Annotated in this window: 4 protein-coding genes and 2 pseudogenes; 2 read left to right on the forward strand and 4 right to left on the reverse strand. The window is 36.7% G+C overall.

Going from position 1 to position 10,541, the window contains the following annotated elements; all coding sequences use genetic code 11:
• Position 1: 1 nt before the first annotated feature.
• The 3 genes and pseudogenes from EWV60_RS14415 to EWV60_RS14425 form a co-directional block, all read right to left on the reverse strand.
• Positions 2 to 5,789 (reverse strand): annotated as a pseudogene (locus EWV60_RS14415) (AAA family ATPase).
• Positions 5,790 to 5,876: 87 nt separating this feature from the next.
• A complete protein-coding gene (locus EWV60_RS14420) occupies positions 5,877 to 6,224 on the reverse strand; it encodes a hypothetical protein (protein WP_287232974.1) in 348 nt (115 codons plus the stop codon).
• A gap of 339 nt (positions 6,225 to 6,563) precedes the next feature.
• Entirely contained in the window at positions 6,564 to 7,652 is a 1,089-nt protein-coding gene (locus tag EWV60_RS14425) for an amidohydrolase family protein (RefSeq protein ID WP_287232976.1), read from the reverse strand.
• Between the two features lie 306 nt (positions 7,653 to 7,958).
• Between EWV60_RS14425 and EWV60_RS14430 the strand changes: the two genes are divergently transcribed.
• Together EWV60_RS14430 and EWV60_RS14435 are read left to right on the forward strand one after the other, a co-directional pair.
• On the forward strand, positions 7,959 to 8,213 hold the full coding sequence (locus EWV60_RS14430; RefSeq protein WP_002738362.1) for a BrnA antitoxin family protein: 255 nt from the start codon (positions 7,959 to 7,961) through the stop codon (positions 8,211 to 8,213).
• A gap of 381 nt (positions 8,214 to 8,594) precedes the next feature.
• Positions 8,595 to 9,785, forward strand: coding sequence for a jacalin-like lectin (locus tag EWV60_RS14435; RefSeq protein WP_287232978.1), 1,191 nt, complete (start codon positions 8,595 to 8,597; stop codon positions 9,783 to 9,785).
• Positions 9,786 to 10,400: 615 nt separating this feature from the next.
• Here the strand turns inward: EWV60_RS14435 and EWV60_RS14440 are convergent.
• Positions 10,401 to 10,541: pseudogene (locus EWV60_RS14440) on the reverse strand (helix-turn-helix domain-containing protein); the annotation flags it as partial.

The following is a 10,541-nucleotide window of genomic DNA, read 5'->3' on the forward strand; positions in this document are numbered from 1 at the left end:
TTTAAGATAGCGATCGCTCAAGCCAATCATTATTAAATATCGTCTGATAAATCCGATTATGAACGTCCATTTTCCCGTGACGCTTTACCACTAATCCAGATAAAAATAACTCAGGTAAATAGGGATTGTTATCAATCTGTATTGCTTCTTGATGCAGGATTTGTCGATACAAGGTTAATAACTGGGGTCGGTTTGGACTTTGAAGAAGGCGATCTTGAATGGTTTTTAAATGTTCGGGTTGATCCTGCATCTCCCAATCTTGAATAATTTTTTCTGCTACTAAGTTGGCCAACCATTGTTCTTCTTGATTAGAGGGGATTGGTTGCTCACTATCCCGCATCAGTTGACAGAGTTTTTGAGTTAAGAAAGGTTGCCCTCCCGTCCAGCTTAAGACTTGTTTAAGCATTGTCTGAAGATTACTGAATTTTTCTGTTAACCCATATAATAAAGGTTGGGCTTCGTGTTCTTTAAAACTTGCTAATTCAATAGCGTTACCAATATTAAAAGGTGTTTTCTGGGGGTCAGTAATTAAAGCTGAAGGTGTGGTAGCACCAAAAAAGGCAAAAGTTAGCTCTTGAAATTGAGGTTGAATCGCTCTCTGGCTTATAAAAAGAACGAATTAAAGCAAAAAAGTCAGAGACATCAAATTTTAACCCTAAAATGCTATCAATTTCATCAATAAATATAACAGTCGATTGTCTAGATTGCCGCTGATTAAAATCGTTATTAACTAGAAGAAAATTTTCTATAAATTCTCCTAATCGTTGTACAGGAGGCAGGTCTAATTGTTCACTCCACCAAGCTTTAAAAGTTTTCAATTCTTTGATTAATCCAAAACTGCGAAGCAGATCAACGGCTAATCCTTTATACCATTGTTCGGGGGTAATATTGTCTGTTCCTAGCCGAGTTAAGTCAATTACTGCACATCTAATTCCCTCCTTTTGTAATTGGCTCATCATCCGTACCATTAAGCTAGATTTTCCCATTTGACGTGCATTTAAAACATAGCAAAATAGACCTTGTTTGAGAGCTTTATAAAGATTGCGATCGGCTTGTCGAACCACATAATTCGGTGCATCCATAGGTAAACTGCCCCCCACTTGATAGACAAATTTGGGAGGTTGTTCAGCACTTTTAAGTAGGTCATTTTCAAAGATAAGTTCTGCTTGGGTTGCTTTCAGTACCTCTAAAGTATTTGTGAGTTCTTTTGTCCGTTCTTCTACTCTTTGTTCTAAGGTTTGATAGAGTCTTGAGTTATCAATAGAGATAGCAGCTTGAGCTGCTAGAATATTTAATAGTTCAACTCTTTCTGAGGTAAATGCGCCTGTTGTTAAATTATTTTCTAAATAAACAATTCCTTTTAATTGACCTTGATTGAGTAAAGGAGTACAAAGAATGGATTTAGTTTTTTTAGCAATAATGTAAGAATCGTTGGTAAATTGACCTGATGAAGTGGCATCATTTAAAACGATAGTTTCTTTTGTCCGAGCCACATAGTAAATAATACTGGTGGGTAAGATAGGAATTGAGTTATCATGGTCGATAGATTCTATGGGAATCGGCTGTAAGATATTAAGCGTTTCTTGATCAATTGTTCCTTGAGCTTCAATGACCCAATTTCCTTCCTGTTCTAAAATCAGACAACTTTTCTGCGCTCCTGCATTTTCAATGACAATTTTCATTAAATTTGTTAGGAGATTTTCTAGTTTAATTTCTCCAGAAATCGCTTGCGAGGCTTTAAGAATAGTGGTTAAATCAAGAACTGCTCCATCATTACCAGTAGTTGAAATAGTGGTACTCAGTCCTTTAGATTTGTTTTGATTGCTGATGCCTAATAAATATTGAGGGTATTCTTCTTCTAATTGTTTAACTTTGGCCTTTGCACCCCAACGAATGTAACAATGATAAGCATTTCTGAGATATAGTTTAGCAATTTCTTCTCTACCTAAAGTAAAATAAAATTCAGAGGCACGTTCATAAGCTAAAGCCTCTTCATGCATAAATTCATATTTTTTTGCTCCTTGAATGGCTTTTTCATAAAATTCTTGAGCTTTCCAGTTTTGACCTAAGACTCTGGCCTTTTCTGCTTCGACTAGATCATATTTATGTTGAAAGTTTTCAGGACAGTGACTAGCATAATTCTTCAGGTGGTTTAAATTTCTATTAATTTGTTTTAATAATTCTTTTTGTTGGTCTCTATTACAACTAGGATAATAGGCAAGATGAGAAAGGGAGAAGAAAAAAATATGGTGTGGTTTGCAGATATATCCGACAATCGCCATCACATACTTATCTGCATACTGACTATTATTAAAAGCCTCGACATAATCTTTTAAAAAATAATTAATAAACATTTTGCCAAAATAGTAAATAAACAACAACCATTGATAATTATTTTGGATAAAATCTTCTATATACTGTACTTCTTGATCTTGGGATTGACCAATTAAAATAAAATATTTAGGTTGATCAATACAGATCAGATTAACAACCATATTGCTGCATATTTCTATATAGTTACGAGAATACTCAAGGTTGAGAGATTGAATTAATTGGCTATATTTGTTATAATCTTGGTCTAATTCTTCTAAATTACATCCTCCGAAAAATTTAATTAAGCAATAATCTAAAGCCAGATAAGAAACATATTCATTATTCCCCACATTGACAAGTTTTTGTAAACTATTCAGTAATTGTTCTAAGATTATTTTTTGATTAATATGCTCTTTCCAATACATAATACAGCCACAATACTCATGAATAATAAAAGGCTCTATTTTAGTAATATTATCTCGTTCTAAGAGTGCCATAGATAGTTGGCCAAACTGATAACCAAAATCCAAGTCTTCTATAATTCCACATAAAAGCACTCCGTAGAGACTATAAGTAGCGGCGGCCTGAGGAGGATTGTTATAATTAAGGCAAAAATTAAGCTGAATTAATACAACTTCAACAAATAATGCAAAATTTGTTGTCGCTAGAGCAGTTGTAACCTTTTGCATTACTGAAATAGCAGCAAGCTTATAAGGATCGGTCATTTTCGGTAAGTCAACTAAGTCTTCAACTTTTTTATCTTGTAATAGTAATTTCAAGGATTTGGTTTGTTGCTTAATTTTATTTTTGATTTTTCTCTCAGTCACACATTTTTGATTTTGGTCAATCTTGATTCCCAATTGTTCTAAAGCAATAAGTGCGACCTTAATAGCTATATCTGGCTGAAATTGAGCGTAATAGGACAAGATTTCTAGTTCATAAATTTTGACTCTATCAAGAATGTTAGTCACTTTTTCTAAAACATCTGTAGATAGCTCTTTCATGCGCTCCCACTGTGTATTCTGGTAGAGAGTTTCTAACAATTCTATCTGAATTTCTAAAGTTAACTGATATTGATTTTTCCAGCTATTATTCCCTAACAACGCTAAACTTTCTTCTAAAAATCTTAAGGCAACTCCATAAGCGGTTGAAGCTTTTGCTTTTTTCGCTGCTTGAAGATTTAATTTAGCTAACTCATTTTTTTCTGATTGTTTAGTGATTAAATTAGCACCTTTATGAAAGTGATTAACAATATCAAAAAGGTGATTGTGTAAATCATCTTCTTGAATATTTTTGAGGAGGAGACGGCCAATCTCTAGATGAACTTCTCTTTTTTCTTCCTCGGAGATAAGAGAATAAGAAGCTTGTTGTACTCGATCATGTAAAAATTTATAACAGACAGATAAAGAATTTTCAGCCTGGTTGTTTGATAATTCTTCTAAATCTAACAGCAAAGGAACTTTATAGTTATTGTCTAGGGGAATAATCAAACCCATATCAAGGGCAGACTGTAATTCTCTAGCCGTGAGAATTTGATATTTCTGGTTGAGCAGAGCCAGAATTTTTAAGTTAAATTCATGGCCAATACAAGCAGCTAATTTGATAACCTGTTGAGTTTGATAATCTATTTTTTTGATTTTATTGACCATCAATTCAATGACATTATCGGTGAGGGAGACCTTTTCAATTTGTTTTATATCCCATTGCCAATAACCTTGGGGATTATCTTCTGAGTTTAAAAAAGATTGACCGATGTTAAGTCTTAATAACTTTTCTTGGTATAAGGAATAGAGAAGTTGACTGAGGAAAAAAGGATTTCCATTTGTTTTTTTGAAAATTAATTTAGCTAAAGGTTTTGTCAATTCTGTTGAACAAATCATGGTATCAGAAATTAATTGATTAACATGATTTATTTTTAGGGGTTTAAGGATAATTGGGTTAATTGTGACTTTTGCTTGCTGAATTTTTTCTAAAGTCCGTCTTAGTGGATGAGTTGAACTGACTTCATTATCTCGATAAGCCCCTATCAAGAGACAATATTGAATATCTGTATCTGAAATTAATTGTTCAATTAAATTCAAAGAAGGTAAATCTGCCCATTGTAAATCATCAATAAAAATAACTAATGGATGCTCTTTTGTTAAAAAGACATTCATAAATCTTTTAAAGACTCTATGAAATCGATTTTGATTTTCAGTTTTACTAAGTGTTTCAACGGGATGCTGTTGTCCAATGATTTTGGCAACTTCGGGGATTATATCAATAATAATTTGTCCATTACCATCTAAAGCTTTTAACAATTTTGTTTTCCAGTTTTGTAGGATAACTTCCGGTTCACTCAAAACTGTATATATTAAGTCTTGAAAAGCTTTAGCAATGGCTGAATAAGGTATATCTCCCTGTAATTGCTCAAATTTACCCCGAATAAACTGGCCTTTTTGTTCTGTAATCGGTTTGTGAATTTCATTGACTAAAGCAGTCTTGCCAATGCCTGAATAACCAGAAATGAGAATTATTTCTTTTGTTCCCTGAATAACTCGCTCAAATGTTGTCAACAGTTGAGTAATTTCTTGTTCTCGACCATAAAGTTTTTGGGGAATCTGAAACTTTTCAAAAATATCCATTTTCCCGAGAGAAAAGGGCAATATTTTTCCTTGAGACTGTAACTGGTTCAAGCAGGTTTCTAAATCTGCTTTGATTCCCCAAGCACTTTGATATCTTTCTTCTGGCGTTTTCGCTAATAATTTGATAACTATATTAGAAATTGCTAAGGGAATATCTGAGGTGATTTCATGAGGGGGTAAGGGACGTTGTGCGATATGGCAATGAACTAACTCCATCGGGTCAGTTGTTGCAAATGGAAGTTTATTAGTTAAAAGTTCATAAAAAGTTACCCCCAGACTATAAAAATCACTACGATAATCGAGTTTTCGATTCATTCTTCCGGTTTGTTCTGGGGCAATATAAGCTAATGTTCCTTCTAATTGATAGGGAGAACAAAAGGTTTGAATTTCTTGAGATAAATGAGTAGCAATTCCAAAATCAATAATTTTAAGTTTTTGAGTTTGCCGATCATAAACAATGTTAGATGGATTAATATCTTTGTGAATAATATTAGCGTTATGAATGGCCGCTAATCCCTCTGTTATCTGAATGGCAATGATTAAAAATTCTTCTGGACTTAATTGACATTGAGATAATAATAAATCTAAAGACTGCCCACCAAAATCTTCCAAAAACATGACTAAACTATTCTCATGTCTTTGTAAATCATAGGACTTAATGGTATTATCTACCTTCAAAGAGGAAGTAATTTCATATTCCTGTTTGTAGCGTGTAAGGTCTGAAACACTTGGATAATTTTCTTTAAGAATTTTTAGAATAGTAGGTTGATTATCTGGCTGTGTAGTTCCTCGATAAACTAAGGTTTTGTTACTTTCATATATTTTTTCAAGGATCTGATAGTTAGTCACCATAATATTTTAACCCAGTAAGCCATAGGATAAACCCATGTTTAAAGTTTAACACTTATTCTATGGCTAGGCTAGGTCTTAGGTATTTAATTAGCTACAAGTTGTTGGAAGATAAGGAACCGGTGGAAAGGGATCGCTAACTATTTCGTTTGGGTTGTTCACATCTACCTTGCTTGTTAACCATGCACGCGGGACATCATCTAAATTAACATTCTCGGCACTGGGTTTGGGAGGATAGGGCAATGTCATAATAAAGAAAGGCCCTTTTTGTTCTAGAGAAGGTTGAGGAATTTCTTGGAGACTTCCTTCAAAGGTATCCCATTTGACTTGGAGGAGAAAATAGTCGATTTCTTCCTGATCAAAAATTGCTCCAAAACTATTATCGGGAAACCAAGGTTCTAACAAATCTCCTTTTTTTCCTGTTAGCAAATCTACCATATCTATATAGGTCGGACTTTGGCGTTGAAAATCATTGTTCTTAAAGTGGAGAAATATCCGCCGTATTTATTCGGAATTTTCATGTTCTAGCCAAGAAATAGCTACGAGTTGAGCCAATTTTTTGCACTGTTTTACAATTCGATTATAATAGTTCTGTGTAGTCTTTACCCCATCTGAATCTGACGCACGGGAAGCTTTATTGGTATCTGTACTAACAACAAAGCTGTGTAATTGCTTGAGACTTTGAGATGTAATCATGAGCAGAAACTCCTTTGATTTGAAGATTTGTTGAAACAATAGAGACGCTAAATGATGGCTAAACTACGTAAAAAAATTTTGTTAAGAGGCTAAACCATAAAATCGCTGAGGATTTTCCCAAACGATTTTTTTAACTATCTCCCGAGATAAGTTGTCTTCAAGTCCTATGACTTTTTTTACCCCATCAGCCTGATGATCCATGTGAGGATAATCAGACCCGAAGATTAAGTTATCAGAACCGATAAAATTAATGACCTGAGCCAAACAAGGTTCAGAGGGTTCCCCTGCAATGTAACACTGACGGCAGAAATACTCCGATGGTAGTAATTTTACCCGATCTTGGACTTCCCAATGTAAATTTTTATACTCTTCGTCAAGCTTCCATAACCAATAGGGAAGCCAACCACACCCTGACTCTAGAAACGCCACCCTCAGCCTCCGATGACGTTCTAAAACCCCCCCTTCAATTAAGGCTAACAGTGCCATCATTTGTTCCATCGGGTGAGAACAAGCATGAAGCGCAAACCGACTATTAAACCGCTCTGCACCAGTGGTAGGTAAGCGGCTATGAGTGCCTTCATGAATTCCTACAGCCATGTCCAAATCCTCGCAGGCCGTCCAAAAGGGTTCATAGGCTGGATCGCTCAAAATTCTGCCTTTAACGGGGTTAGGGCGCAAAAAAACCGCCTTCCAGCCCAAGTTTGCCATGCGGTGTAGCTCTTTTACCATGTCTTCGGGATCATGTTGATTGACTGCAGCGACTCCTTTCAGTCTGGCCGGGTCATAGCTACAATATTCTTCTAATAACCATCTATTATAGGCACGGACAAAAGCCCCCATCACTTCGGCGGGTAGGCTATCAATGGCAAATAACCACAGTCCATAGGTAGGATAAATAAAAGCCCTATCTACCCCCATTTGTGTCATTGCTTGAACATGGGATTCCGGATTATAGCGATTGAGATAAGCATGGGGATGAGCTTGCCTCATCTGCTTATTCCCTTCTGCTTGGACTTGTGGGGAGATTTTTTGACTAATCGGTTCTCCTTTGATTTTCATGTCAGCAGAAGGAGCAAATTCCCTAAATTTAGGTTCTAGGTATTGTCCCCACATTGCGGGGGGTTCAATGACATGGGAATCAGCATCAATAATTTTGTACCCGTTGAGCATAGAGGGTTTTCGGCAATTTTCTACCTAAATTATATTTGATTGGGAAAAAGCGATCGCTTTTTTGCTGCTTTTTTTTCATCCCCTAAAACTCCATGGATTGATTGGGTTAAACTTGATACAACACTTTATTAAACTTAACGAATGGAAGCGATTGAATTTAAAATGATTCTTCATCATGGCACAGTTGTCATTCCCCCTGAATACCCCTCTAAGTGGGAAGGTAAGGCGATTCCTGCGATACTTTGCGGGGTGAAGTCATTCCCTTGATTTCCGCTCGTCGTGCTGCAAAACAAGAGAGAAAAACTTATGAGAAAGGAATATGATTTTTCTAAAGGAAAACGAGGGGCGCTCATTTCCTCTCAGGGAAAAACACGCATTACCATTTATCTAGATGATGAGATTCTAGCTTATTTTCGAGAACAGGCTGAAACCGCAGGAATGGGTTATCAAACCCTAATTAATGAGGCTTTAAAACAATATATCCAATCTCCTTCTGAGCGATCGCTCACTCAGTCCGATTTACGCCGTATTCTTCGGGAAGAATTATCAGCCCTCCAATAATGTTGCTTGTGATAGTTAAAAGTTAGGCGATCGCTGTCTGTTTTCAAGAATTGCGATCGCTTTTTTGCTGCCTTCTTTTCATCCCCTAAAACCGCTACAAGTCAGAGGGTAAAAGGGTTTTGATGATTTTAGTCGCCCGATTAATTCATTAGTTCTACTTTCAGGGATGAGGTAGTCACACCATAAAGTGACCCCTTAAATTTAATATAAATCTAATATAAATCTAATATAAAAGTTAATATTCTGCTCAAAAAAACCTATTAGAAAAGTATTAACTTTAGAGATTGCCATTACCCCAAATAAAACTTATTCTGGTATCAAAGGTGATTAAACAAATCACTTTTAACCCCAAATAATTCAAAATCAAGGAAGGTTGAACAAATGGACATGGAAAAGATAGATTTATCTAAGTGGAATGAGGAAAGGGAACCTGAGCCAGATCAAGAGCCAACCCCAGAAATGGCTGCGGCAATAGATGAAGGGAAATCATTCGAAGATCAGCAAAAGGCAAAACTAGAAGCCATAGCAGGAACAACTGAAAAAGCCTTGGGTAAAGGAGTTGAAGGAGACATCTTAGCCAAGCATACCGGCGACTATGCTTATTACCTCATTGGCGGGGGTGGCGGTTATTGGTTTGAGGAGGCGGAGTATGGTCAGGGCATTGCTGTGTCTGGGATTGAAGCGTGGGCTGGTACGTGGACATTACGTGGAATCCGAATTACGTTTTCTGACGGTAACAGTGTTGTTCACGGGCAAATGGCAGAAAAGTACTGCGGCGGTATAACAATAGATTATGCAAGTGGGGAAACTGTCACTGGGTTGTCCATCTGGGGAAATGGTGAAGGAACTCGTTGCGGCGCGTTCAGAATTCGGACATCTAAAGGTCAAGACTTTTTTCCAAAAATGACAAAATGGAAACTAAAAACTGAATACAAGATGAATCCGGGGGGCGGTGTTATTCTTGGTGTTATTGGTCGAGCAGCTCACGATATTGATTGTTTAGGATTCTTAATGCTAGCAAATGTCGAGAAAAGCTTCTTAACTGAAATAGAGTACGATCTTAAAAAGATACCTCCAGCAGAGCAGAAGTATTCTTATGATCTTACGATACCAAACCCTTCTAGTACAGATTCTCATGAGGGTTTTGTCCAAAAAACAACTCGCATAGAAAAAGGCGGAGAGTGGTTCGTCAAGGGAGGGTTTACATTTGGACAATCATTCAAGGTAAAGGCGGGAGTGTCAGGAATTGGTGAAGCCGAAGCCTCATCCTCATGGCAAGTGAGCGTTGAATCTGGCTATAATCAGAAATGGAGCAATATCGATGAACAAGTTGTGAGCATTCCCTTGATTTGTCCAGCATATACCATGACCCGTATCGTGTATTATTACTTTCAAGGTAAAGTTGATGGTTGCCCTTTTAAGGCTACGATGACGTACTACACGACCACTGGCGGGGAATGGTCTTGCCGTGTAAATGGATTCTATGATGGTGTGGATACAACTCGTGTTATTGGCAAATCTTACCTTGTGGCCAAATGGGATAAAAATACAAACCAGTGGATTTCGGTCTAGAGGAATGAGTTGGCGGCAGCTTGCCGCCAACTAAGCCGAAAATTTCAGGGTTCCCCCGTTCATTCTCAATAAACAGTGCGATGCCGAAGGCACTGCGTAGCAGTACGCCGATCTTGTCGGTTGGGTTGAGGCAAGAAAACCCAACAATATTTGATTTTAGGGACTTGCGTATTAATAAATTACCATCTAGACTAGAGAAGCAACTTGTTACTCCCACTCTCAACTATGGTAACTGAACTGACTAGACATCTCCAAAAATTATAACCCAGTCACAGCTCGCTTTTGGTTTATGTACTAGCTAAACAGTTCGATAGTTGTAATGTATATCTATCGTTGCTAATTCAATTTTACTGAAAAAATATGAGGCAATTAAAATAATTTTTATGGTTCTTCCGAACTTACACTGTAGAAAATTCCCCAAGCTCCCTCTCTGTCCAGCAATGCTATAAAGTTGATAAATATCAATCTAACAAAAACTCAAAGCCTTGCTGTACAAGCTTTACAAGCATGAGTTGTTAATAGTTTTGCATGACAGATTCCGTAGAGCCATTTTTATTCGAGTAGATTTCTTGACTAGAAAGACTTTTAGTCTTGAGATTATATTATGGAGAGGTCTATTAGTTTTCTATCTTCCCAAGCCGTCAACCAATTATAGATGGTCTTTCTCGTAACTCCAAATATTCCGCTCAATTCTTCTATCGTGGTTCCCTGAAAACTTAAGAGTATACATTTCGCTCGCTCTCTTACTTGATGATG

Origin of the sequence: Microcystis sp. Msp_OC_L_20101000_S702, from assembly GCF_007095705.1 — a bacterium.
GTDB lineage: Bacteria > Cyanobacteriota > Cyanobacteriia > Cyanobacteriales > Microcystaceae > Microcystis > Microcystis ichthyoblabe_A.